This window comes from Thalassospira tepidiphila MCCC 1A03514, from assembly GCF_001662875.1.
Lineage (GTDB): Bacteria > Pseudomonadota > Alphaproteobacteria > Rhodospirillales > Thalassospiraceae > Thalassospira > Thalassospira tepidiphila.
Window position 1 is genome coordinate 375,474 of the sequence record NZ_JPVZ01000004.1, and the last position, 24,419, is coordinate 399,892.

The 24,419-nt window shown below is 55.7% G+C and carries 18 protein-coding genes; 11 read left to right on the forward strand and 7 right to left on the reverse strand.

The features are described 5' to 3' along the window. Positions 1-124 precede the first annotated feature (124 nt). The 4 genes from TH4_RS12005 (at position 125) to TH4_RS12020 (ending at position 5,679) form a co-directional block, all read left to right on the forward strand. Positions 125-1,132 (forward strand): ABC transporter permease, encoded by a 1,008-nt coding sequence (locus TH4_RS12005; RefSeq protein WP_008889683.1) that lies wholly within the window; start codon positions 125-127, stop codon positions 1,130-1,132. Then, positions 1,129-1,956 (forward strand): ABC transporter permease, encoded by an 828-nt coding sequence (locus tag TH4_RS12010; RefSeq protein WP_008889682.1) that lies wholly within the window; start codon positions 1,129-1,131, stop codon positions 1,954-1,956. Before TH4_RS12005 ends, TH4_RS12010 begins: the two co-directional genes overlap by 4 nt. Continuing rightward, a complete protein-coding gene (locus TH4_RS12015) occupies positions 1,949-3,580 on the forward strand; it encodes an ABC transporter ATP-binding protein (RefSeq protein ID WP_064781266.1) in 1,632 nt (543 codons plus the stop codon). The genes TH4_RS12010 and TH4_RS12015 overlap by 8 nt, the downstream gene beginning before the upstream one ends. Before the next feature lie 92 nt (positions 3,581-3,672). Then, positions 3,673-5,679, forward strand: coding sequence for a CocE/NonD family hydrolase (locus TH4_RS12020; RefSeq protein WP_064781267.1), 2,007 nt, complete (start codon positions 3,673-3,675; stop codon positions 5,677-5,679). An 81-nt stretch (positions 5,680-5,760) separates the two neighbouring features. Here TH4_RS12020 and TH4_RS12025 read toward each other — a convergent pair whose 3' ends face one another. From TH4_RS12025 to TH4_RS12040, 4 genes are all read right to left on the reverse strand, one after another. Continuing rightward, positions 5,761-7,584: an autotransporter outer membrane beta-barrel domain-containing protein gene (locus tag TH4_RS12025; RefSeq protein ID WP_064781268.1), complete on the reverse strand. Its 1,824-nt coding sequence runs from the start codon at positions 7,582-7,584 to the stop codon at positions 5,761-5,763. A 214-nt stretch (positions 7,585-7,798) separates the two neighbouring features. Beyond that, positions 7,799-8,743: an alpha/beta hydrolase gene (locus TH4_RS12030; protein WP_157097750.1), complete on the reverse strand. Its 945-nt coding sequence runs from the start codon at positions 8,741-8,743 to the stop codon at positions 7,799-7,801. A gap of 127 nt (positions 8,744-8,870) precedes the next feature. Beyond that, positions 8,871-10,322 (reverse strand): carnitine 3-dehydrogenase, encoded by a 1,452-nt coding sequence (locus TH4_RS12035; RefSeq protein WP_064781269.1) that lies wholly within the window; start codon positions 10,320-10,322, stop codon positions 8,871-8,873. Beyond that, a complete protein-coding gene (locus TH4_RS12040) occupies positions 10,322-11,329 on the reverse strand; it encodes a beta-keto acid cleavage family enzyme (RefSeq protein WP_245227850.1) in 1,008 nt (335 codons plus the stop codon). Before TH4_RS12040 ends, TH4_RS12035 begins: the two co-directional genes overlap by 1 nt. Between TH4_RS12040 and TH4_RS20660 the strand changes: the two genes are divergently transcribed. Next, entirely contained in the window at positions 11,328-12,320 is a 993-nt protein-coding gene (locus TH4_RS20660) for a GlxA family transcriptional regulator (protein WP_064781270.1), read from the forward strand. The genes TH4_RS12040 and TH4_RS20660 overlap by 2 nt on opposite strands. Before the next feature lie 9 nt (positions 12,321-12,329). Here the strand turns inward: TH4_RS20660 and TH4_RS12050 are convergent, their stop codons facing one another. After that, on the reverse strand, positions 12,330-13,262 hold the full coding sequence (locus TH4_RS12050) for an L-lactate dehydrogenase (RefSeq protein ID WP_064781271.1): 933 nt from the start codon (positions 13,260-13,262) through the stop codon (positions 12,330-12,332). Between the two features lie 658 nt (positions 13,263-13,920). Here TH4_RS12050 and TH4_RS12055 point away from each other — a divergent pair. Beyond that, entirely contained in the window at positions 13,921-15,192 is a 1,272-nt protein-coding gene (locus TH4_RS12055) for an aromatic ring-hydroxylating oxygenase subunit alpha (RefSeq protein ID WP_064781272.1), read from the forward strand. Then, positions 15,189-16,322, forward strand: coding sequence for an FAD-binding oxidoreductase (locus tag TH4_RS12060; protein ID WP_064781273.1), 1,134 nt, complete (start codon positions 15,189-15,191; stop codon positions 16,320-16,322). Before TH4_RS12055 ends, TH4_RS12060 begins: the two co-directional genes overlap by 4 nt. A 76-nt stretch (positions 16,323-16,398) precedes the next feature. Here TH4_RS12060 and TH4_RS12065 read toward each other — a convergent pair whose 3' ends face one another. Continuing rightward, the gene (locus TH4_RS12065) at positions 16,399-17,448 is read right to left on the reverse strand and encodes a GlxA family transcriptional regulator (RefSeq protein WP_063089291.1); all 1,050 of its coding nucleotides are present in this window, start codon (positions 17,446-17,448) and stop codon (positions 16,399-16,401) included. Between the two features lie 417 nt (positions 17,449-17,865). Here TH4_RS12065 and TH4_RS12070 point away from each other — a divergent pair, with 417 nt between their 5' ends. The 4 genes from TH4_RS12070 to TH4_RS12085 all read left to right on the forward strand — a co-directional run bounded on the left by TH4_RS12070 (position 17,866) and on the right by TH4_RS12085 (position 23,126). After that, a complete protein-coding gene (locus TH4_RS12070) occupies positions 17,866-18,621 on the forward strand; it encodes an electron transfer flavoprotein subunit beta/FixA family protein (RefSeq protein WP_064781315.1) in 756 nt (251 codons plus the stop codon). A 20-nt stretch (positions 18,622-18,641) separates the two neighbouring features. Further along, a complete protein-coding gene (locus TH4_RS12075; protein ID WP_064781274.1) occupies positions 18,642-19,577 on the forward strand; it encodes an electron transfer flavoprotein subunit alpha/FixB family protein in 936 nt (311 codons plus the stop codon). 35 nt (positions 19,578-19,612) lie between these two features. Beyond that, the gene (gene purU, locus TH4_RS12080) at positions 19,613-20,470 is read left to right on the forward strand and encodes a formyltetrahydrofolate deformylase (protein WP_008889668.1); all 858 of its coding nucleotides are present in this window, start codon (positions 19,613-19,615) and stop codon (positions 20,468-20,470) included. Between the two features lie 94 nt (positions 20,471-20,564). Then, positions 20,565-23,126: a GcvT family protein gene (locus tag TH4_RS12085; RefSeq protein ID WP_064781275.1), complete on the forward strand. Its 2,562-nt coding sequence runs from the start codon at positions 20,565-20,567 to the stop codon at positions 23,124-23,126. 75 nt (positions 23,127-23,201) lie between these two features. Here the strand turns inward: TH4_RS12085 and TH4_RS12090 are convergent, their stop codons facing one another. Beyond that, complete coding sequence (locus TH4_RS12090; protein WP_064781276.1) at positions 23,202-24,179, reverse strand: MBL fold metallo-hydrolase; 978 nt, start codon at positions 24,177-24,179, stop codon at positions 23,202-23,204. Positions 24,180-24,419: the final 240 nt, after the last annotated feature.

The following is a 24,419-nucleotide window of genomic DNA, read 5'->3' on the forward strand; positions in this document are numbered from 1 at the left end:
CTTGTTGTTCGCCTGTTTGTTTGACACATGGTCTGATCGAAATTTCCAGATGGAGGCAAATTATCCTTTGCCGTCCCACCCGTCTTGAATTTCCGTTCAGGCCATTAAGGGGGAGTATGTGTTCATGGCCAATCCCTTGGCCGGCGTACGAGCCACGCGACACAGACTGAAAGAAACCCATCCGCTATCGGTGTTGATTGCCGAACGTCTGGGTTTGAGTTTGTTGTTGCTCTGGGCTGTATCAATTCTGATTTTTGCCGGAGTCGAAGCCCTTCCGGGCGATTTTGCCGAAACCTATCTTGGTCAGTCTGCAACACCGCAGGCGATTGCCAATATCCGCGCCGACCTTGGCCTGGATCGCCCGATTACCACGCGCTATTTCGAATGGCTTGGCGGCGTAGTTCAAGGTGACTTTGGCAACAGCTGGGCCAGTGGTGCGCCGGTGACCGAACAAATCACCAAGCGCCTTGGCAACTCGCTGTTTCTTGCGTTCTTCGCCGCGGCAATTTCGGTCCCGCTTGCGGTTGGGCTTGGCATGGTCGCGGTTCACTATCGCAACCGTATTCCTGATCGCGTGATCAACGTTCTGTCGCTTGCCGCGATCTCCCTGCCGGAATTCTTCATCGGCTATATCCTGATTGTGTTCTTTGCCGTTCAGATGGGGGTCGCGACCTTCCCGTCCACGGTCTATGACAATATGAGCTGGTCAGAACGACTGGCCGCCATTGCCCTGCCGACGGCAACGCTGGTGATGGTGGTACTCGCACATATGATGCGCATGACCCGTGCGGCCATTATCAGTGTGATGTCATCGGCCTACATGGAAACGGCCGAGCTGAAAGGCCTTGGCGCCTTCAAGGCGATCGTCAAACACGCGGCCCCCAACGCAATCGCCCCGATTGTCAACGTCGTGGCGCTAAACCTTGCCTATCTGGTGGTCGGTGTTGTCGTGGTCGAAGTTGTCTTCGTCTATCCCGGCATGGGCCAGTATATGGTTGATGCCGTGACGGTACGTGACATGCCCGTCGTGCAGGCCTGCGGGCTTATCTTTGCGGCGGTGTATATCCTGCTCAATATGGTGGCCGATATCGTCGCCATTGTCGCCAATCCGAGACTGAGGCATCCGCGATGAGATTACGTGAAATCCCGCTGACAGCCTGGATCGGAATTCTGGGCATTCTGTTTGCTTTTGGCTGTGCCGTCTTTGCCCCGCTCATCGCGCCCTATGGGGAACGCGAAATTGTTGCGGGTGTTTGGGAACCGGCCAGTGACCTTTATCTTCTGGGTACCGATAACCTTGGCCGTGATCTTCTGTCACGCCTGATTTACGGTGCGCAGACAACCCTGTTTGTGTCGCTTGCGGCATCGATCCTGTCGTTTTCAATCGGCATTTTCCTGAGCTTCACGGCCGCTGTTTCCGGTGGCCCGATTGATCAGGGACTGTCGCGTCTGAACGATCTGATGATGTCGATCCCGACCCTGATTTTCGCCCTCGTGGTGCTGGCGGTCCTTCCGCAAAACATCTTCATCCTGATTGCTGTGATGGCCATTCTCGACTCAACGCGTGTCTATCGTCTGGGCCGTGCAGTCGCGCTTGACGTTGCGGTGATGGAATTTGTCGAGGCCGCCAAACTGCGTGGTGAAGGCCGGATGTGGATCATCTTCCGTGAAATTCTGCCCAACACGCTTTCGCCGCTTTTGGCGGAATTCGGGCTGCGTTTCGCGTTTTCGATCCTGTTCCTGTCAACACTGTCCTTCCTCGGTCTTGGCATTCAACCACCCGCCGCCGACTGGGGAGGCATGGTCAAGGACAACAAGGATGGCATCATCTTTGGCATTCAGGCCGCCCTTATTCCGGGTGGCGCGATTGCGGCCCTGGCTGTCTGTGTCAACATGGTTGTCGACTGGTTGCTGAAACGTACTTCCAGCCTGAAAGGAGGCCGCGGCGATGTCTGATCTTTTATCGGTACGCGATCTGCGCATTGGCGCGACCATCTTCCCGCCGGGTGAAGCACCGCAGGATATCGAGATCGTCCATGGTGTGTCCTTTGATCTGCAAAAGGGCAAGGTCCTTGGCCTGATCGGGGAATCCGGTGCGGGCAAATCCACCATCGGCCTTGCAGCACTGGCCTATGGCCGAGGTGGTGTGCGCATCACGGGCGGTGAAGTCCTGCTTGATGGCCAGGACATTCTGCCGCTTGATAAAAAGGGGATCCGCAAGATCCGTGGGGCCCGTGTCTGTTACGTCGCGCAATCGGCTGCGGCATCTTTCAACCCGGCGCACAAACTGGGCGATCAGGTTATTGAAGCCACGGTCGAACACGGCCTGATGAGCCGGGATGAGGCCCGCAAACGCGCCGACTACCTTTTTGAAATTCTGGGTCTTCCCGACCCCAAGAATTTCGGCAACCGGTTCCCGCATCAGGTATCGGGCGGGCAGTTGCAACGTGCAATGACCGCCATGGCACTGTGTTCCAAACCGGAACTGATTGTCTTTGACGAACCGACCACCGCCCTTGATGTGACCACCCAGATTGATGTTCTGGCCGCGATCAAGAATGCGATTGAAATGACAGGGACAGCAGCCCTTTACATCACCCATGATCTGGCCGTTGTCGCCCAGATTTCCGATGACATCATGGTGCTGCGCAATGGTGAAACCGTCGAATACGGCCCGGTCCAGCAGATCATTGAAAACCCGCGTCAGGAATATACCAAGGCGCTGGTCAATGTGCGCCAAACCAAACAGACCGAAGCGCGCGATCAGTCCGATGCGTTGCTGAAAGTTGAAAACATCTCGGCGGCGTATGGCAACGGGGTGCAGGTTCTTTATGACGTATCGCTGCATGTGCCGCGTGGTCAGACACTGGCCGTGGTGGGGGAATCCGGTTCGGGTAAATCGACACTGGCCCGCGTCATCACCGGGTTGCTGCCCCCATTCCAGGGCAGTGTCACATTCGGTGACGAGGAACTGTCCAACGCCCAAAAGGACCGGTCACGCGATCACTTGCGACGCATCCAGCTGATCTATCAAATGGCGGATATCGCGATGAACCCGCGCCAGACCGTCGGGCAGATCATCGGTCGTCCGTTGCAATTCTATTTCGGCAAGCGTGGTGCGGAACGCAAAAAGGAAGTCATCAAACTTCTTGATGAAATCGAGATGGGTGAAGCTTTCTATGACCGTTATCCGGCCGAACTTTCCGGCGGGCAGAAACAACGCGTGGCGATCGCGCGTGCCCTGGCCGCACAGCCGGAACTGATCCTGTGTGACGAGCCGACCTCGGCCCTTGATCCGCTGGTGGCCGAGGGCATTCTTGATCTTTTGCTGCGTCTGCAGAAAGAACGTCAGGTGTCCTATCTGTTCATCACCCATGACATCGCGATTGTGCGTGCAATTGCCGATTCTGTTGCGGTGATGCTGCAGGGCAAGCTGGTCGATTTCGGCCCACGCTCCGAGGTCTTGAACCCGCCATTTGACGATTACACCGACCTTCTTTTGAAATCGGTGCCGGAAATGGAACTGGGCTGGCTGGAAAAAGTTCTGGCCACTCGCAAAATGGAAAGTGCCGGTCACTAAAAACCGTGCAAAAACAAAAAAAGGCGGCCCGGGTCATGGGCCGCCTTTTTGAATAAGCCCCACATAACCACTCCAAAGGACCACGCCCCGACATGTCCGACCGAAATTTCACCGTTATTGAAAACACCTTTATCACCATTGCAGACGGTACCCGATTGGCCGCACGCATGTGGATGCCCGAAAATGCCGAAAACGATCCGGTTCCGGCGGTGTTTGAGTTTCTGCCCTATCGCAAGGGCGATGGGACCTGTGCCCGCGATGAGTCGACCTATCCCGAATTTGCCAAGGCCGGCATTGCCGGCGTACGCATTGATATTCGCGGATCAGGTGAATCAGATGGTGTGATTGACGGCGAATATACCGAACTTGAACTGGCCAATGCGTGTGAGCTGATTGCATGGATCGCCGATCAGCCGTGGTGCAACGGATCGGTCGGTATGATGGGGATTTCCTGGGGCGGATTTAACTGCCTGCAGGTTGCCGCCCTCAATCCGCCTGCGCTCAAGGCGGTGATTTCCATCGCATCAACGGTGGACCGCTATAACGACGACATTCACTACAAAAATGGCTGTCATCTCTCGGCACAACTGTCTTGGGCGGGCACAATGCTGGCCTATCAGTCACGCTCACCTGATCCGGCATTGGTCGGGGATGACTGGCGCGCAATGTGGCTGCACCGCCTGAAGGAAGAACCGTTCTTTTTGGAAGAATGGCTTCAACACCAGACCCGCGATGATTTCTGGAAGCATGCCTCGATCTGCGAGGATTTTGATGCCGTCAAAATCCCGTCGATGGTTCTGGCCGGTTGGGCCGATGGCTATCGCAACACGCCAATGCGCGCGATTGAAGGCATGCCTGATCGCGCCAAGGCCCTGATCGGCCCGTGGGTGCACAAATATCCGCATTTCGCCTGGCCAAAGCCGCGTGCTGACTTCACAGGCGAAGCCATCAAATGGTGGAACAAGTGGCTGCGGGGTGATGATAACGGTATGGATGACCTGCCGCAGATGCGCGCCTATATCCTTGATGGCCCCAAACCGGCCCCGCACCGCGATTTTGATCCGGGCTTCTGGATCGCCAAGGACACATGGACGCAGCCCGAAACCAAGACCGTCTATGTCAATGACGGCAGGCTCGCCTTCGAGGCAGGTGACGAAAGTGCCCCTGCTGCAGACATCTATTTGAAATCACCACTCGATACCGGAACCGCATCGGGCGAATATTTCACGCTGAAACCCGATGCCGAAATGGCCATTGATCAGCGTCCGGATGACGCCGGATCACTGGTCTTTGAAACCGCACCGCTAGAGGCCGAGATTGACCTTCTGGGCCGTCCGGTTTTGCGTCTTGATGTCGAATGCGATGCAGACTGGTCGAACCTGTGCGCACGTCTGGTCGATGTGCATCCTGATGGTACGGCAACCCGCGTATCGTTCGGGGTTCTGAACCTTGCCCATCGTGATCTTGAAGCCAATTATAACGATCCCAAACCGATTCCGCGCGGTCAGAAAGTCACCGTCACGCTTGTGCTTGATGCCTGCGGCTATCGTTTCAAGCTGGGTCACCGCATGCGGCTTGCACTGTCGACATCCTATTGGCCGATGATCCTGCCAGCACCCTTTGACGCGGGACTGACTGTATCACCATCTTCTATTGCTTTTGATCTGCCGTTGCTCGGCGCGCACGAGAAGATTGAGGTCAAGGAACCGGACAATCCCGATCCGCTGCCGAAATATATCGAACACAAACCGGGCCGGACAGAACGGAGTGTTCAACGCAATCTGACGCATAACGAAACCCGCTATCGCATCTATGAAGATACCGGTCTTCATGAACATCCTGATTCGCGCCTGTCGACCCGACAAGTGCGCAGCGAAACCTGGACGATCAATCCGCTTGATCCGACTTCGGTTAAGGGTGAAGCGGCCTGGACCTGTGATCTGGAACGTGATGACTGGTCGGTGCGAACTGATTGCCACGCGGAACTGACATGTGACCGCGACAATTGGTATGTGTCGGCCTGGGTGATTGGCTATGAGGGCAGTGAACAGGTTTTTGAAAAGACTTGGGAAAAGACCATTCCCCGAAACTTCATGTAACCATCTGCACGAAAAAGGGCCGGTTATCCGGCCCTTTTCTTATAATTGGTCGATCATGGTGCGAACAGCATCGCGCAAAACTCAGAACTTCAGATCAAGCGTGATCAGAATATCAGCGCTGCGTGTGGCCGGATCGCCGGAGAAATCCAGTTTGCTGGAAAATCTTTCATCAAGGTCGGTCAGCGTTGCGCCAGCGGATATTTCAGGTGTCCCGCTATCAGACAGGCTGGTACCGACATAAGGCGACGCCGTTCCGGCAAAGCTTCCGTCCCGACCGCTAAACGAAATGCCATAAGCAACCAAACCGCTCAGCGTATATTCGCTGTAGTCATCACGCCCGACCACGCGGGAGCCCTCGACTGCCCCCGACAGACCTGTCCCGACCGAGGCAAACCGCACACCACCGCCAAGGTCAAAGGCCCCAGCATCGCCGTTGGTCTGGTCGGTAAAATCGTGAATATAGCCCGCTTTCACATATGGGGTCAGAGATGTCTCGCTTATCTGGAAAGAATAAGCCAGCTCGGCATTCGGCTTTAACTGAACGGTATTAACTGCGGATTCCTCGACCCGGTTGCCGTCACTTTCGGTGTAGGCAGCAAGCGTATTTCGCGACGTCAACGCACCAAGCCCACCTGTCACGCGGAGCGGGCTATCTGCGATCGGCTGGAAAGTTTGGCGGACATCGACCTGCATATACCAGCTCTGGCTGTCAGTATTGCCTGTCACGCTTGTATTGCGGCTCTTGGTCACATCGCCAAACGCATAGCCCGCGATGGCAGAGAAGATTAGATTATCGGATGGCGTGTAGATGACATAGGGGGAAAGGCTCCAGGTATCCTCGTCATACGTGCCGGTTTCAAAGGTCGTCGTAATATCTGTCTGGGCATAGCCAACAGACAGACCAGCTACGAGTGCGGGCGACAACCGGTAGTCTGCACCAAGATTATATCCCCAGACGCTGCCATCGAACCGATTGTCTTCGTTTGTTTTGTTGCGTGTGTTCTCGACATCGGTAAAGGACCCGTGACCCCAAAGCGTAATCGGACTTTCGCCTGATATGAAAGTGCGTTGTCCAATTCCATCCGTCGGTGTATCCGATGTTTCTGCTGCAGACAGAACGCGCGACGTATCAAAGGATGCAAGCATCGCCAGTCCGCGTACGGTTGTTCCGTTAGTGCGCGTTTTCTTTTCCATCGGATCATCGAACAAGCTCGAAGAAGCAAAGCCGAATTGCTGTGTCGACGGGGCATTGGCTGGCACCGTTCCAACGGATGGGCCAGCTGCCACATTTGCCACGCGCGACCCAAAATTCTGTCCGATGATCACGGATTGAGACCGCGTCACTGAACCCTGAACCGCGCGCCGGGCCGCGGCCGAGCTCTCCGAGGACGCCGCGTCAGTAGTCGTGATTGTGACCGATCCGCTATTGTAGGTGAAATTGTTTCCAAAGCCGCCGGCGAGGGTATAGGAGAGGGTCATTCGGATCGTCGACCCGTTTTCACCGTCAATTAAAACCGTCGCCGTTTCGGTGCCGTCTGCTGACCGGTTGCTAGAGCAGTTGGCACCTGCTGCGGCGGTAAAGCTCCCCATGGAACAGCCTTTATGCGCCGTATCACTATGCGCTGCACCTGTACCGATTCGGAACTGTTCTGGACCGCCGATCTGATTGAAGAAGACGATATCGAATTGGGCGCTGCTGGGTGAAATCGTATTTGCTGTCAGGGTGCAGGTGCCCGCACTGTGATCGTATTGCAGAGTGTTCGGCTGAGAGGGATTAAACCCCGCCACCGAACAGGTGATTGTCGTCGTTGCCGCAAATCCGTCACGCCCATCACCGATCATAAACCCACAAAAGATGATCATCGCCAAAAGCAGCGATGATTGCAGTTTCGCAAATTTGATCATGCAGGTCCCCCCGAACCATTACGCACCCAAACTGCTTAATCGCAGACAAAACTGAGTTGCATAAGAATCTTATAAACTCAAAGTTTTATTGGGATCAACATCTTATCGGTCATAACGAACGACGCGCGGTTCCCGCACGCGCAAACTGTCCGCCCTGTATCGCTTCTTTTTGATCGGGTATGCATCTTCGGCCCAAGATGGTGTAATCGGCCTGTTAGGGGGTTTCCAGCATGTCCGAAATGGCTTTGCACAGATGCCCGAATGCTGCTTTCGCCCCCGGGCTCATATGCCTGGCCCGCAGCCAGCCATGGATCATTTGCGGCTCTTCACGGTATTGAACGGAAATGCCCGCACGGGCAAGGCGGGCGGTATATTCGCGCCCATCATCGCGCAGCGGATCAAAATAGGCCGCCGTGATAAAGGTTGGTGGAAGCCCACGCAGATCATCAACAGAAAGCGCATGGGCAAACGGATCATCCATCGGTGCCTTCAGCACATCACGATAGTAAATCACGTCATCGGTGCTTAAGCCCGGCGCATTGGCCATCTGGCCATAGCTTGGCCAGTTCAAGTCACCGCCAAGGGCCGGATAGATCAATGCCTGCCCCAAGACGCGGTTACCAAAGCCTTCTTCACGGGCCCGAACCGCGATCCCGGCGGCCAGCATGCCACCCGCACTGTCGCCCACCAGCACAATCTTCTTGCCCGATGCCAGGATGCTTTGGGTCACCCGATGGCAATCTTCGTGCTGGGCGGGCCAGATATGTTCCGGCGCAAGACGGTAATCAATTGCGATCAGTTCGGCTTTTGCCGCCTCGGATATTTCCGCACAAATCGCATCGTGGCTGTCGCGCGAACCAACAACAAAGCCACCGCCATGCATATAGACGATCTTGTGGTTTGATGTGCAATCGGCCGGGCGGTAATGGCGCACCGGTACATCGGCAATCACGTCATCTTCGACCTGCATGCCTTCGGGATGCGGAAAGGCAAATTCAGCACAGAGCGCATCGTACCAGCTGCGTTGCTGTTCGATTGATGCCGCCACCGCGTCGGGCGGATAGAACCCGTCGCATTTGGCGATAAAGGCACGAATGCCTTCTTCCTCTGGCATCGGGTCATAGGTCACTTCGGGGGAAACCTGATCGGAATTGGCCATCAACGGATCCTTGGTCAAAGACGTGATAGATCAACCTAACGCGGATGCCCCCGCAGTTAAAGACTGCAGGGGCATCACACAGCGTTATTGTGAACTGGTTCCACGCAAAACGGATCGCGCGTTTTGACTAACCGATTGCACGACCAAGCTGGTCTGGCTTGGGCAGGCTTGCATGACGTTTTGCCATTTCGGCCAAATTGGTTGCCACCACGTCACCAGGCTCGGACGTGCGACGGGTTTTAAGGTCGACATGCAACAACATGGTCTCAATCGTTGCCGCAACCGCACCCTCATCATTGATCAGACGATGGAAAAGATGAAGCTTCTTGCCTTCGCCCTTGATCAGTTGGGTGGTCACACGGATATGGTCGCCGGCACTGATTTCGTGCAGGTAGCAGACATGGGTTTCAACCGTGAAATAGCTGCCCCCACTGGCAATATAATTTGCATCCGCCCCGACCAATTCCATGAAACGGTCGCTTGCCTGTGAACTGACCTCAACATAATGGGCTTCGTTCATATGCCCGTTATAATCGGTCCAGCTTTGCGGGATCTGGCGATCACCGGTTACCGGAAGATCGTTGATCGGCATCGGTTCGGGAAGCGACGCTTCGTGATCATTGATCGTGCCGCCGGCACCACTGCCCGATTTCTTAAGCGCGCGCATCATGCCAACAAGGTTGTCATCGCGCAGGCGTTCAAGGTCACGGATGCTCATATGACCGGACTGATCATCTGATTGCTGCGCAATACGGGCGGTCAGTTCCGGGGTCAGTTCCGGCACATCCATAAGCTTCGTCCACGGCCATTTAAGGGCCGGTCCAAACTGGCCGATGAAATGCTCCATCCCGGCTTCACCGCCCGCAATGCGATAGGTTTCAAACAGCCCCATCTGCGCCCAGCGCAAACCAAAGCCATACCGGATAGCGTCATCAATTTCCTCGGTGGTCGCGACCTCGTCATGAACAAGCCACAGCCCTTCGCGCCAAACCGCTTCAAGCAAACGGTCGGCAATATGCGCATCAATTTCCTTGCGCACGACAAGCGGCTTAAGCCCGACAGACCGCAACACGTCACAGCCAGCTTCAAGCGTTGCAGCGTCGGTCGCGGCAGACGGCACTACTTCGATCAAGGGCAGCAAGTAAACCGGGTTGAATGGATGCGCGACAACGATCTGTTCGGGTTTGATTGACCCTTGCTGCAACTCGCTTGGCTTGAAGCCTGATGTCGATGACCCGATCAGGCAGTCCGAAGGGGCATGGGCCTGAATTTGTGCAAGGATCTTGTGTTTAAGCGCAAGTTGTTCTGGCACACTTTCCTGAATCCACTGCGCCCCGGCCACGGCCTTTGCCATATCGTCATGGAAGGTCAGTTTGCCTTCGTCTGGCAGGGAGCGATCATAAAGCGCAGGCAAACTTCGGCGCGCGTTTGCCAGAACTTCGTTGATCTTGCGTTCTGCCTGCGGATCCGGATCGAAAACCGCCACATCCCAGCCATTTAGCAAAAATCGCGCGGCCCAGCCGCCACCAATGACACCACCGCCAATGACGGCAGCTTTTTTGTTGGAGCGTGTGGACATTAGCGCGGCTCCCGCTTGGTCAGGCCAAGCTTCTTGCGAACCGCATCCGGACCAATCACGGTGGCCCCCATGCCTTCGATAATACCAACCGCGCGCTCAACCAGTTGGGCGTTGGTGGCAAGCACCCCTTTGGACAGATAGATATTGTCTTCCAGACCTACCCGAACATTGCCCCCGGCCAAAACCGATGCGGCAACATAGGGCATCTGATCGCGCCCGATGGAAAAGGCCGACCAATTCCAATCAGACGGCACGTTATTCACCATCGCCATAAAGGTATTAAGATCATTTGGCGCGCCCCACGGAATACCCATGCAAAGCTGCACCAGCGCCGGGCTTTCAAGAATGCCTTCGGACACCAGTTGTTTGGCAAACCACAGATGGCCGGTATCAAATGCCTCGATCTCTGGCTTGACGCCAAGATCGGTCATCATCTGTCCCATGGCGCGCAACATGCCCGGCGTGTTGGTCATGACATAATCGGCCTCGGCAAAGTTCATGGTGCCGCAATCAAGGGTGCAAATCTCGGGCAGGCAATCAGCAATATGCGCCATGCGCTCGGACGCGCCGATCATGTCGGTTGCGGCTTCATTGACCGGAAGCGGTGCCTCGGTGGAGCCAAAGACAATATCGCCGCCCATGCCCGCCGTGAGGTTCAGAACAACATCGACATCGGCTGCCCGCACCCGTTCGGTCAATTCGCGGTAATATTTCAAATCACGTGACGGTGCCCCGGTTTCGGGATCACGCACATGGCAATGCACCACGGCCGCCCCGGCCTTGGCCGCGTCAATCGCGCTACTGGCGATCTGTTCCGGCGATCTTGGCACGTGCGGGGATTTGTCTTGGGTTCCGCCCGAACCGGTTACAGCGGCAGTAATGAAGACTTCCTTGTTCATCGAAAGCGGCATGATGGCCTCACTGTTTTTGCAATCATTCTCTGCCATCAGGATATCTCGATTGCCGATATTGATTTTACCTATCCCGTCATTTACTTTTCTGATCATGCCAAGCACGTATCATCGATTTGTCTTTGTCCTGTTTGATGGCTTTTCCAATCTGGTTCTGGCCAGTGCGCTGGAACCGTTACGTGCGGCCGCAGGTCTGCCAAACGGGCCACAAATCAGCTGGGATATCTGCACGATCGATGGATCACCGGCGACCAGTTCCAGTGATCTTGTCATCACGCCGAAGGCCGCCCTCAATGCCATCCCGGACCCGACACATATCGATTATCTTGTGGTGATTTCGGGTTATGACATGCGCCATCATTTGTCTTCGCGCACCCGTGCAAGATTGCAAAATGCTGCGCAACATGCGCGCACGGTGATTGGTGTCGATACTGCCGCCTGGTTGCTGGCGTCTTGCAATATGTTGGCGGGAAAATCGGCGACCATCCATTGGCAGGAACTTGATCAGTTCCGTGAACAGTTCCCCGATGTCACCGTATTGACTGATCGCTTTGTCGAAGATGGTAAAATGATCACATCCGGGGGGGCTGCAACCGTCATGGAAATGATGCTGCACATCCTTGCGCGGCAGTATGGGCCAGCGGTTGCCTTTGATGTCAGCAATCTGTTTGTCTATGACGCCCGCCATCAGCGGCACGGCGACCCCAACATATCAGCACGCGGCGCAGACCGTTTACATGGGCCGGGCGCAGATAATGTCAGGCGTGCGGTTGCCGAAATGATCGCCCATATCGAAACGCCGGTTGCACTGAAATCCATTGCGACCCATGCGGGGTGTTCCCTGCGCAGTCTGGATCGCGCCTTTCAGGACAATTTGCAGATGGCACCGGGCAAATATTATCAGATGCTACGTCTTGGCCGGGCCCGTGATCTGGCCCGCTCAACCGACATGAAGCTTGCCGACATCGCCCTTCAAACCGGGTTTAAAAGCCACGCGGCACTCAGCCGGGCCTATGCGCAGGCCTTTGGCACAACATTGCGCGCGATGCGCAGCAAACGTCGACCTGCCGCCGCCATTGGCACATAACAGACCAAGTTACAGCCGGATTGACTCAACACTGTCCTTCAAAAGCCGCGCACTTTTTTCAAGGCCGTCACGCTCTGCACTGACAAGGTCGGGCATCAGATCCGTCTCAATCCCTTGCGCCCCGACCACGCGGGGAATGGACAGGGCAACATCCTTGACCCCGATAATTTCGGGGGTCACGCACGATACGGTCAGAACGTCATGCTGATCCTGTGCAATCGCCTTGATGATCCGCGCCAAGCCGGCCCCGATCCCGTAATAGGTCGCCCCTTTGCCCTTGATGATTTTATAAGCTGCATTGCGCACACCATCATCAATGGTGGCACGCACATGCTCTGTAATCGGGGAACCGACCTGGGCGGCAATATCGGCCAGTGAAAGCGATCCCACCTTGGCGTTCGACCAGGCCAAGACTTCGCTGTCGCCATGTTCGCCAAGCACATAGGCATGAACCGATTGCGGCGAAATACCCAGATGTCGCCCCAAAAGACTGCGGAAACGGGCAGTATCAAGGATCGTCCCCGAACCGATCACGCGGTTGGCAGGTAACCCGGATATCCGTTGCGTGATCTGGGTCATGATATCGACCGGGTTCGATGCAATCAGGAGAATTGCGTCAGGCGCAACCGCAAGAACATTGCCGACCACGTCCTTGAAAACGGCGGCATTTCTCTCCAGCAAAGCCAGCCTGCTTTCGCCGGGTTTCTGACTGACCCCGGCAGCAAGAATAATCACCGATGCCCCGGCAAGACCGACATAGTCGGCCGCCTCGACGATTGTTGAGGATAGAAACGGCACTGCGTGCGCAATGTCTTCGGCTTGGGCGACGGCCAGATCATGGTTCTGATCGACCAGAACCACCGAACTTGCGAGTCCCATGACGGCAAGCGCATAGCCCGCCGAACTTCCGACCATTCCGGCCCCGACAATGCCGACTTTCATCACCCGAATCCCCAATTTTCACGGTCTGTTGTCATGATGATGCCATTGCGGCCGATTGGCGTCAAAAAAAGCGAGGAAAACTGCTGTTGCACATTGAAATTTCTCCAGACAAAGGCCACCTAGCCGGTATCGTGTGCCCGACAATGATAACTGCGTCGCAAAACTACTGCCCAATTGACTTATGCTTTCTCCCTTAGCGACCTCATTTAGAAATAGATTTTCTGATCGCTCACTCTTTACCGTGGGCGTGCCAAAGAGCAGGTTACCTGCCGGCGGAGTAGAGGGAGACTTTGGGTGCAACTGACGGCCCGCAAACCGGCACGTACATTGTACGTGAAACCATGTTCGTATTCGCTTTTGGGTGCGAATACCAATCGTGCCAACCACCATGGTGTTGCGGCAAACGGTTTCCTGCGTTCGGGACCATCACATTTTGTGCGGACGCAAAACTGTCAGTTACCTCGGCTATACCAACTTTCTCGCGCGCAGATAGCCACTGAAGACGTCCAGGAAATAAGCCCGAGGCCGGAAACAACCGGTTTCAATTGTCTGTACACCGACGAATGTGATCGGTGATATGCTTACGCCCTGATGCAAACGGCTAGCCATGCACAGGATTCCATCCAGATACCATTGAGAGAAGCCGAGGTATCCGACCATGCATTCTTCTGACATTCAAAAACTCGTCGCCCGCCGCCAGACATTCAAAAGCCTTGAAGCGCCGTTCTACAGCGATCAGGACATTCTGGATCTGGATATGGAAGTGATCTTTGGCCAGCACTGGATCTTTGTTGGCGTAGAGCCGGAACTGCCCGAGCCGGGCGATTGCATCACGGTTGAAATCGGCGGGGCGTCGATCCTGATCCTGCGTGGCGACGATATGGGCATTCGTGCCTTCCATAACGTTTGCCGTCACCGCGGTGCAAAACTGATCGACGAACGCCAGACCACGATTGGCAATATCGTCTGCCGTTATCATGGTTGGACCTATAACGAGGATGGCGACCTTATCCTTGCTGAACACATGGGATCGGGCTTTGACAAATCCTGTCATGGTCTCAAATCGGTTCATGTGCGTTCCATTGCCGGCCTGATCTTTATCTGTCTTGCCAAGGATGCGCCGGCCGATATCGAAGAAATGGCCAAGGTCATGGAACCCTATCTTGCACCGCATGACCTTGCCAATTGCAAGGTGGCCCACGTTTCCGAACTGATCGAGGAAGGAAACTGGAAGCTGACCATGGAAAACAACCGCGAGTGCTATCACTGCGAAGGCAACCATCCGCAGTTGACCGTGCCGCTGTCAGAATTCGGTTTCGGTTTCTCGCCTGATGAACTTGATCAGCGCCGCTCCGAAGACGTCGCGAAATACACGCAGACCATCGCCAATGACCATGCCCGCTGGGAAGCCTGCGGTCTGCCGTCTGCCGAACAGGATCAATTGTCGAGCGTGACCGGTTTCCGCACCATGCGCCTGCCGCTGATGCGCGAAGGGGAATCACACACCCTTGATACAAAATCGGCATCCAAAAAGCTGCTTGGCGATTTCACCGATGCCAAACTTGGCGGGCTCAGCTTCTGGACACATCCGAACTCCTGGCACCACTTCATGGCTGACCATGTCGTGACCTTCTCTGTCCTGCCGCTGGCACCGAACAAAACGCTGGTCCGGACCACCTGGCTGGTTCACAAGGACGCGCATGAGAACGAGGATTACACGCTTGATAACCTCACCCATGTGTGGAACATGACCAACCAGCAGGATGCAGACCTTGTACGCCTTGCCCAGATTGGCAGCGAACAGCCTGCATACGAACCGGGCCCCTATTCCAAGTTTACCGAACCGCATGTCGAAGCATTCTGTGACTGGTATATCAAGCGTCTGGAAGATCACTTCGCAACGACCAAAGCCGGGATTGCCGCAGAATGACCGACAAGAATACCACCGACAGCAACAAGGGCGATCAAGCCCCGGTCGAAGAAATTCTGACCGAAGTTACCCGGGTCCCGCTTTGGGACCCGGAAAATGACGACGTCCTTGTTTGCCGTCAGGTGCGTCAGGAAACGCACGACGTAAAGACCTTTGTCTTTTCTGCACGTGAACCGCGCGCGTTTCGTTTCTACCCCGGCCAGTTCATGACCTTCGAACTGCCGGTCGATGGCATGATTACCCGGTGTTACACGATCTCGGCCTCGGCAGCGCGCCCATACCGTCTTGAAATTACGGTCAAACGGGTTCCGGGTGGTCCGGGGTCGAACTGGCTGCATGACAACATGCTTCCGGGCAAGGAAATCAACGTTTCCGGTCCAGGCGGGGAATTCACCGCTGATGCCACGGGCGAAGAAAAGCTGTTGTTCATTTCGGCTGGCAGCGGCATCACACCGATGATGTCGATGACACGTACCGCCTGTGACTTGTCAGAGCCGACAGACCTTCATTTCGTTCATGCGGCACGCACGCCGTCTGATCTGATTTTCCGTGACGAGCTTGCCCTGCTGGCCGCACAGAACCCGACCCTGAAGGTGGCACTGACCTGCGACAGCGCGTCTGCCAGCCATCAGTGGACCGGTTATACCGGCCGCCTGAGCTTGCCGATGCTGTCGCTGATGTCGCCTGACTTCAAGGAGCGCAAGGTATTTTGCTGCGGCCCCGCCCGCTTCATGGAGGGTGTTCGCCACATGCTCGAAGAAGCTGGCTTCGACATGGGCAAATACTACGAGGAAAGCTTTGATTTCGGCGCTGAAACCGCGGGCACGTTCGAAGAACACGCTTCCGTCGCACCGGAAATCAGCGAGCAAACCTTCCGCGTCAGCTTCAGCAAGACCGGCCACGTGGTTGAATGCAGCCCGGGCATGACCATTCTGTCGGCCGCGAAGGAAGCCGGCCTGATGCCGATGTCATCCTGTCAGCGTGGCATTTGCGGCACCTGCAAATCCAAACTGGTGTCCGGTGAAGTCGACATGAACCATGGTGGCGGTATCCGTCAGCGCGAAATTGATCAGGGCAAGATCCTGATTTGCTGCTCGACCCCGCTGTCCGATGTCGAGGTCGAGATGTAATATCTCTGCCATCATCTCAAGCGCATCATTTAAAACGCCCTGCTTACCATCACAGTAAGCAGGGCGTTTTCGTTTCTTATGCGCCAGCCTCAAGTTGTGGTGCGTCTTCGACCATCGCACTTGTGGCCAGTGAATCCGGGATCGGGCGGCGCAGAGCCTGTGGCGTGCAGCCATAACGACGGCGGAACATCCGGCTAAGGTGCGAAGAATCACAAAAGCCGCAATCAACTGCGATCTGGGCGACAGACTTGTCGCTTTTCTCGATCAGGTGCTGGGCCAGATCAAGCCGGATATTAAGGAACGCCACCTGGGGCGATGTATCCAGCGCCATCCTGAAATGCCGTTCGATCTGGCGTTTGCTGTTGCCCATGCGCCGCGCAATTTCCTGCACGGAAATCGGCATATCGATATTTTGCTGCATGATCAAAAGCGCGCGCTGCACGATCTGATCCTGCGTTTTCAAATCAAGTGGAATGCCGGGCTGTGGCTTTTCCGCCTGAAGCGCATCATCAATGATCATGATGTGCAGGCTTTTGTTCGCCTGCGCCCGCCCAACATGCTTATCGACCAGATAGGCCGCCAGATGTGCCGAACTGACACCGCCCGAACAGGTCAACCGGTCACGGTCGACGACAAAGATTTGCTCGGTAACCGGATCAAGTCCCTCGAACTGCTCGACCACTTCGGAATGATGGAACCAACTGACACAGCAACGATATCCGTCAAGAAGCCCCGCCTCATGCAGCATAAAGACCCCGGTGCAAACACCAACAAGCGGCACCCCGGCTTCGGCCGCCTCATGCAGGAATTTCTGATAAGCCGGGCTCAGCTTTTCGGCGTCATCCATTAGCCCGCCAACAACCACGATATAATTGAACCGTCGTGGATCGCCCAGGCGTTCCTTGGGCTGCACCGCGATGCCACTACTTGATGTGATCGGGTCCATCGTGTCGGACAGAACCGTCCATTTGCACAGGATCGGACGACTGCGATCACCTTCGTCTGCCGCAAGGCGCAAGACATCGACAAAGTTGGCAAAGGCGCACAAAGTAAAGCGTTTTGCGAGGATAAAACCGACGGTTAAACGCGGCGCAGTCTGGGCACGTGCTTCAGGCTTCTTGAGCATCGGTTCCTCCGATACAGACAAGGTTACCGGCTTTGTCGTAGCGGTAATCTCACTTTGACGCAAACATTCTATTTTTTGGCGCAAAAAGTCGCCAGATTACTTTTCATGATACCGAAGGGTATGTCGGCTAAGCAAGAGAAACACAGGGTCACGGCAGAATCAACAATCGGATTGCGATCAAGATGCCAAAATCGGCAAACAGTACATTCGCGCCCCGAAACGATCGCAAGAAACCTGTCAAAATTGCCCCGACCCCGGAAACTCGGCATCCAGAATTGCACCACGCTCAATATCGCCTCCGGTAGTGTCGCATCGCGTAACGCTTCCAGTCTTTGAAACTTAAATCGGGTCGCTGCAATAGGCACCCACACCGGACCAAAAGTTTGTTTGATCCGGATTTCGTCAGAGAGGGAAATGATGAAGGTTCTCGTACCGGTCAAACGGGTCGTCGACTACAACGTGAAGATCCGCGTCAAGGCGGATGGTTCCGGTGTCGACCTTGCCAATGTCAAAATGTCGATGAACCCCTTCGACGAGATCGCGGTCGAAGAAGCCATTCGCCTTAAGGAATCCGGTCAGGCTGACGAAATCGTCGCCGTTTCGATTGGTCCGGCACAGGCACAGGAAACCCTACGCACCGCCCTTGCCATGGGTGCTGATCGCGCCATCCTGGTCACGGTTGATGGTCCGGTTGAGCCGCTTGACGTCGCGAAAATCCTCAAAGGTGTTGTGAACGCCGAGGAACCCGGCCTTGTCATTCTGGGCAAACAGGCGATTGACGACGATGCCAACCAGACCGGCCAGATGCTTTCGGCCCTGCTTGGCTGGTCACAGGCAACTTTCGCTTCCAAGCTGGAACTCTCGGCTGATCACGCCAAGATAACCCGTGAGGTCGATGGCGGTCTTCAGGCCATCAGCGTAAGCCTCCCGGCAATTGTCACCGCCGACCTTCGCCTGAACGAACCGCGCTATGCCTCGCTTCCCAACATCATGAAGGCAAAGAAAAAGCCGCTTGATAGCAAAACCGCCGCTGACTTTGGCGTTACCGTTGCCCCGCGCCTGCGCCTGCGCCTGATCCGGGTTGAAGAACCCGCAACGCGCAAGGCGGGCGTCAAGGTTGCCGATGTTGCCGAACTCACCGACAAACTCAAGAATGAAGCTGGCGTCATCTGACCCAGGCGGAGATTGAAATCATGGCTATTCTTCTTTTTGCCGAACACGATAACGCCACCCTGTCCGAACAGACCGCAAAGGCCCTGAGCGCTGCAACCCAGATCGGCGGCGATATTGATATTCTTGTCACGGGCTCGGGCGTTGGTGCGGTTGCCGATCAGGCAGCCAAGCTTGCCGGTATTCGAAGCGTCCTGGTTGCTGACAACGATGCACTGGCAAACCATCTTGCCGAAAATGCCGCCGACCTGATCGTTTCACTTGCGGGCGATTACGAAACCATCGTCGCCGCCGCAACGGCGAATGGCAAAAACATCCTGCCGCGTGTTGCCGCCCTGCTCGATGTCATGCAGGTCTCAGAGGTCATGGAAGTTGTCGATGCCGATACCTTCAAACGCCCGATCTATGCTGGCAACGCCATCGAAGTGGTGCAAAGCACAGACGCCAAGAAAGTGCTCACGATCCGCACCTCAAGCTTTGGCGCGGCCGAGGCCGGTGACAGCGCTGCCGAAATCAAGCAGGTTGACGCCGGAAGTGCGAATAGCGGCAAATCTTCCTTCCTTGAAAACATTCTGTCGGAAAATGATCGGCCGGAACTGGGGTCCGCCAAGATTATTGTTTCCGGTGGCCGTGCCCTTGGTTCGGAAGACAAGTTCAAATCCGTCATCACGCCACTGGCCGACAAACTTGGTGCTGCTGTTGGTGCATCGCGTGCGGCTGTCGATGCGGGATATGCCCCCAATGACCTTCAGGTTGGTCAGACGGGTAAAGTCGTTGCACCCGACCTATATATCGCATGTGGAATTTCCGGCGCGATCCAGCATCTGGCAGGCATGAAGGACTCCAAGATCATCGTTGCCATCAATACCGATGAAGAAGCCCCGATTTTCCAGGTCGCAGATTACGGCATTGTCGGTGATCTGTTTGAAATACTGCCGCAGCTGGAAAACCAGCTTTAACATTCAACACGAGACATCAAGACGGAACCAAACCAGTGAATGATACCTCTTATATCCTTCGTGTTGCCTGTGATGATCAGCCGGGCATCGTTGCGACCGTTACCTCTGCTCTGGCTACGCGCGGCGCCAATATCGCCGAGTCCAACCAGTTCTGGGACCGCCACACCAATAAGTTCTTCCTGCGTGTTGCGATCATCACACCGGCAGATATCGACAAGGAATCCGTTGCCCTGTCGCTAAACCCGGCGGTGGATCGCTTTAACCTGAAGCTCAAGATTGATGAAGTTGCACGCCGTCCGAGAATCATCATCATGGTTTCGAAATTCGACCATGCGATGCTGCACCTTCTATACCAAATCAAGGTCGGCTGGCTCGACGCCGAAGTTGCGGCCATCGTTTCGAACCACGAAGATGCCCGCAAGGTCGCCGATCAGGAAGGCATTCCCTTCTACCACTGGCCGGTGAACAAGGAAAACAAGGCTGAACAGGAAGCCAAGCTTGCTGACCTGATCAAGGAAACCAAGTCTGAACTGGTCGTCCTTGCGCGCTACATGCAGGTTCTGACCAACGAGCTTTCCAGCCAGTTCTATGGCATGATCATCAACATTCACCACTCGTTCCTGCCAAGCTTCAAGGGGGCAAAGCCCTATCATCAGGCTTACGAGCGCGGGGTGAAACTGATCGGGGCAACCGCACACTATGTTACGCCGGATCTCGATGAAGGCCCGATCATTGAACAGGAAACCGAACGCGTAAACCACGCGATGTCGGCAGACGATTTCGTCGCGGCTGGTCGGGATATCGAATCCCGGGTTCTCGCCCGCGCCGTCAAATACCATCTTGAAGGCAGGGTGATGCTTAATGATCACCGAACGGTTGTCTTCACTTTGTAGTAAACTTCGCAAAGCGGCCGGCTTTGACCGGTCCCTGACGCGTTTTCGCCATGCCGAGCACTGACAAACATCTCGGAAAGAAGGATTGAGAGAAATGAGCGCATTTCCAAGCAAGGCCAAAGTCGTCATCGTCGGTCTCGGGGGTATTGTTGGTTCCTCGGTGGCGCATCACCTGATCGAAAATGGCTGGGATGATATTGTTGGCATCGACAAATCGGGCATTCCGACCGATATCGGCTCGACCGCCCACGCATCCGACTTCTGCTATGCCACCAGCCATGATCAGCTGACCACCTGGACCACCATGTATTCCATGAATTTCTATGAAAAGATGGGCCATTACGCGCGCATCGGTGGTCTGGAAGTCGCACGTGTCGGTGATCACGAACGCATGGGCGAACTCAAACGCCGCGTTGATTCCGGTAAGGCATTTGGCACCAACGTCAAAATCATCTCGGCCGCTGAAGCCAAGGAAAAAGTCCCGCTTCTCGAAGAAGACCAGATCATGGGTGCGATGTGGGACCCGGATGCCGGTCTTGTTATTCCGCGCTCGCAAACCGTTGCTGGCAAACTGATCGACCAGGGCGTTGCATCCGGCAAGCTCAAGATCTTTTCCAACACCTCGGCGCTTGAACTGATCACCGAAGATGGCCGCATCAAGGGTGTGGTCACCGAACGCGGCACGATCCATGCCGATTATGTTGTTGTCTGTGCCGGTCTCTGGGGCCGTCTGATTGCTGAAATGGCCGGCGAAGACCTTCCCGTCATGCCGGTTGACCATCCCCTGACCTTCTTCGGCCCGTACAACCAGTTCGAAGGCACCGGTGTTGAAATCGGCTACCCGTTGCTGCGAGACCAGGGCAACTCGGCCTATATGCGCGACACCGGCGATCCCAAAAGCACTGAGGGTGGTCAGATCGAATGGGGCTACTACTACGAGGAAAACCCGCGTCTGGTCCATCCGCGCGACATCCTTGAAAAGGATCAGGCACGCTTGTCCCCGTCGCAGCGCGACCTTGAGCTTGAAGACGTCATGGAACCGCTTGAACGCGCCATGGAACTGACCCCGATCCTGACCGAGCTCGGCTTTAACGAAAGCCACTCGTTCAACGGCCTGCTGCAGTCCTCGGCCGATGGCGGCCCAAGCATGGGTGAAAGCCAGAACCTGCGTGGCCTTTGGTATGCGGTTGGCATCTGGATTAAAGACGGACCGGGCATGGGCAAACTGATTGCTGACTGGATGACCCATGGCCGCACGCATATCGACCACGCCTCGGTCGATTTTTCGCGCTTTAACAAGTTCCAGCTGAACGAACAGTATATCCACGACCGTTGCTACGAAACGGCGAAAAAGATCTACAACCCGCCGGTCCACCCGCGTGAACCATTCGCCAATGCCCGTGGTATTCGTCGTTCGCCGTTCTACGAGCGCGAAGTTGAACTGGGCGGTTACTTCATGGAACTGGGCGGCTGGGAACGTGCACACGGCTATGCCGCCAACGAGCACCTTCTGGAAAAATACGCTGACCGCGTGCCGGTCCGTGAACATGAATGGGACAACCGCCACTTCTGGCGCGTATCGAACGCAGAACAACTGGCCATGAGCGACGATTGCGGCATCATCAACCTGTCGCACTTCCACATGACCGACATTTCCGGCCCCGATCACGTCGAACTGATGGAATGGCTTTGTGCTGCAAAGATCGGTGGGGATGCCAATATCGGCAAGGGTATCTATACCCACATGCTTGATGACGAAGGCATGGTGCGTGCCGACTTCACCGTCTTCCGCATGGAGGACCGCTGCCGCCTGGTAAACGGTGCTGATGCCGGCCCGCGTGACCTGACCTATATGCGCCGCACCGCCCAGGACAAGGGTTGGGATGTCACGATCACCGATGTGACCGAAGATTTCACCACCATCGGTATCTGGGGCCCGAACGCGCGTGAAAACCTTAAAAAGGTCGTCGAAGATCCCGAGGCGCTCAATGTGGAAAACTTCCCGTTTGCCGCGATCCGTCAGATCAAGATTGCCGGCAAGACCGTCTCGGCCTTCCGCATTTCCTATGTCGGTGAACAGGGCTGGGAACTTCACATGCGTTACGAAGATGGTCTGGCTGTCTGGGATGCGCTGCGCGGCATTGGCGTTCTGGCGGTTGGTGTTGAAACCTATGCCAACTCGCGCCGTCTGGAAAAATCACTGCGCTTGCAGAACGCAGATCTGCACACCCAGTACAATCTGCTGGAAGCCGACCTTGCCCGCCCGAAGGTCAAGGAAGCCGACTTCCGCGGCAAGGCAAAGCATGTCGAGTATCGCGAACGCGATCATCAACCAGCCATGCTCTGCACGCTGATCATGACCGACAATGTTGATGCCAACGGTGTTGCCCGTTATCCGGTCGGACGTCTTCCAGTGATGGATCCGGAGTCTGGTAAAACCCTGATTGATGAATTGGGCCGTCGTTCCTACACCACCTCGATCGCCTTTGGCCCAAGCATCGGCAAAAACATCGCCCTTGCCTACCTACCGTGGGATTACTGCCAGGAAGGTCGCAAACTCCACGTGTCATATATGGACGAAATCTATCCGGTCGAAGTCTATGGCATCGGCTACAAACCGATCTACGATCCGGAAAACCTCAAGCCGCGCAGCTAAATCGCGTACGCGCCATACGAACAGAAAAGGGCGGGGAAATTCCCGCCCTTTTTTCATATTCGAACCGATCAAGGCTTAACAACCGGCTGAACAGACCCCGGCGCTGTCGAATTCCATGGTCTTGCCACTCAGCGGAACATGGGCCGGAACACTCACTGCGTTGATAAAGGCCTCGGTCCGGGTACCGGAACGCACATTACCGCCATCCGTTGCCCATTCATTGGCGTGCGATGGAATAACCGATGCCGGCATGATCAGGTCATTGATCACATAGGCAGCTTCCGTCGGGCCGGTGGTGTAGGTATCACCGATATTCATCACCACAAGCTTCGCACCGTAATGACCGCGCACCACAGCATCCTGTTCGGCCGTGATGCCCGTATCACCAGACAGATACACCGACAATCCGTTCGAGAAGGTCAGGACATAACCGGTCGGCGGCCCCGCATACGCCGTCACCCCGGAAGATTTAAGCATCTCACCCAACGGCCCACCAAGGAAGTCACCTGAAACGCCGTTACTGTGTACAGCCGGAACCGTTGTGATACTCACGCCCCCAACCATGCGCGAAGCCCCAAAACGCACCAGAACGGACTTGTCCGGCCCCCCCCCGATACTTTCAAGCTTGCGCCCCAGAATACCGGGCATTTCGCTACCGGTTACGATCAGTGCATCCTTGGCATGTGCGATCTGAACCGTGTTCGAGACGGACCGGACATCAACCGGGAAGGATGGCTTGCCGCACTCGGTTGCATTCACCGCCTCGATATGACGATCACCAAGGTGGTCCCCATGCATGTGGCTAAGCAATACCGCATCAATCTCGCCCAATCGTGGGTCCTCTGGCCCGGCCACTGTTCGACCGGTGTCATAAAGAATACGGGTACCATCCGGATCCTCGAAAATCATCGCCCGATCAAGCGGGCAGAACTCGCCATCAACCGCGCCAAGCGGCGTCACTTTAACAGTCTGGGCCTGCGCCGATGTACCGATGGCCAATGCTGCGGTAATCAGCCCCGCAGCAAATCCACCCCATTTTCCACGCGTCTTCATGATCTGTCCTCCACTGTTTCATCACATTGAGTTTTGATCCGCTGACTTTAATACGTACAAATAGGGCATCGGATTTGCGCCCTGCATCCGACCGACACGATCCTAACATAATCCGCCTTGCAACCTGGCATTGTTCAGCGGCGACGGTCGTGGCCTAAGACTGACTCCCCGGGCAATAAAAAACCCTACCACCGAAGGGGGCAGGGTCTTTTTATTGTTTGCGGGGGCAGGATTAGTCTG